The organism is Candidatus Accumulibacter vicinus (genome assembly GCF_000584955.1).
Taxonomy (GTDB): domain Bacteria; phylum Pseudomonadota; class Gammaproteobacteria; order Burkholderiales; family Rhodocyclaceae; genus Accumulibacter; species Accumulibacter vicinus.
Window position 1 is genome coordinate 1 of record NZ_JDSS02000047.1, and the last position, 1,784, is coordinate 1,784.

Annotated in this window: 2 protein-coding genes; one reads left to right on the plus strand and one right to left on the minus strand. The window is 58.7% G+C overall.

All coding sequences use genetic code 11. The annotated features are described in order from the left end of the window. Positions 1–158: 158 nt before the first annotated feature. Complete coding sequence (locus tag CAPSK01_RS19530) at positions 159–1,589, plus strand: IS1182 family transposase (RefSeq protein WP_034930758.1); 1,431 nt, start codon at positions 159–161, stop codon at positions 1,587–1,589. A 9-nt stretch (positions 1,590–1,598) separates the two neighbouring features. Here CAPSK01_RS19530 and CAPSK01_RS24085 read toward each other — a convergent pair. Then, positions 1,599–1,784: hypothetical protein (locus CAPSK01_RS24085; protein ID WP_273704129.1), on the minus strand; the 186-nt coding region annotated here is incomplete at its 5' end.

Consider the following 1,784-nt stretch of genomic DNA (forward strand, 5'->3'; position numbering starts at 1 on the left):
GCGGCCATCGTAGGCCACGTCAATGTAGGGCCATTTCCGGCCAGGAGCGGAAGTTCAGGGCGATAGGAGCTGACCGTCTCTTCATCGGCGAGGCTGTGTGGAAACCCCCCTCAAATTTCCTAAACTGATCGCAGTTGTATCAGCGAGGGAAATGCGGCATGAAGCGATTCATCGAAGGCGAATCCCGTAGCCAGATCACCCTGCTACCTGAGTCTCTCGACGACTACATTTCGGAGGACAACCCGGTCAGAGCGGTTGAAGCCTTCATTGATGAACTGGATCTGTGCGCACTGGGCTTTGCGGGAGTGCGCCCTGCAGTTACGGGCCGTCCGTCGTATCACCCCTCTATTCTGCTGAAGCTTTACCTGTACGGTTATCTCAATCGCCTCCAATCCAGCCGGAGGCTGGAGCGGGAATGCCAACGCAACGTCGAGTTGATGTGGCTCACCGGCAAGCTGGCGCCGGACTTCAAGACCATCGCCGACTTCCGTCACGACAACGGTCAGGCGATCCGCAACGTCTGCCGCGAGTTCGTTCTGCTGTGCCGGCGGCTCAATCTGTTCACCCAGGCCATCGTCGCCATCGACGGCAGCAAGTTCAAGGCGGTCAATGCGCACGACCGCAACTTCACCTGTGCCAAGGTGGACAAGCGGGTGAAGGAGATCGAACGGAGCATTGACGAATACCTGGTGGCGATCGAGACGGCCGATCGCAATCCGTCCGAGGTGACGGAAACCAAGACGGCCCATCTGCACCGTAAGATCGAGACCTTGAAGCGCGAGATGCGTGATCTCAAGGGAATGCAAGCGCAATTGGAGGCCTCAGGCGGCCAGGTCTCGCTGACCGATCCCGATGCACGGGCCATGGCCACCAGCACCAGTCGTGGACTGGTGGGCTACAACGTGCAAACCGCGGTGGAGACCGAGCACCATTTGATCGTGGCGCATGAAGTGACCAACGTAGGTTCAGACCGAAGACAGTTGGCCAAGATGGCGAAGCAGGCCCAGGAGATCATGCCGGATCAGGAACTTCAGGCCATCGCGGACCGCGGCTACTTCAACGGCGAGGAAGTTCTGGCTTGTGATCAGGCGGGCATTACCACCTACGTCTCCAAACCAATGACGTCGGAAGCCAAGGCCGAGGGCCGGTTCGACAAATCGGACTTTGTCTATCAGCACGATACCGATACCTACCGCTGCCCGGCGGGCAGTCAGCTCATCCGACGATTTGCCCGAGTGGAAGCGGGACACTTGATTCACCGCTACTGGAGCTCGGATTGCCCACGCTGCCCCATCAAGGCCCAGTGCACGCCAAGCGACTACCGCCGCGTCAGCCGCTGGGAGCACGAAGCTGTGCTCGAAGCGATGCAAAAGCGACTGGACGGCAAACCGAATGTGATGCGCATCCGAAGGCAGACGGTGGAACATCCGTTCGGCACCATCAAATTCTGGATGGGTGCAAGACACTTTCTGATGCGTACCTTGGCGCATGTGCAAACCGAGATGAGTTTGCATGTGCTGGCGTACAACCTGAAGCGGGTAATACAGATTGTGGGGATGACAACCCTGATGGCGGCAATCAAGGCCTGAAGGCCTGTTTTACCCCCCAACAAACAACGGAAATTCGATGATTCCAGCAATCATCGCAAGTTCGTCCGGCTCACACCCGTCTTCAACATCGACTTCCTGAGAGTTTCCACACGGCCTCATCGGTAACCTGTCACGATGGATTCCCTGATCGCCGCTGCCGCGCGCGCGCTCGTTGCCGGCGACGCGCTCGGCGCC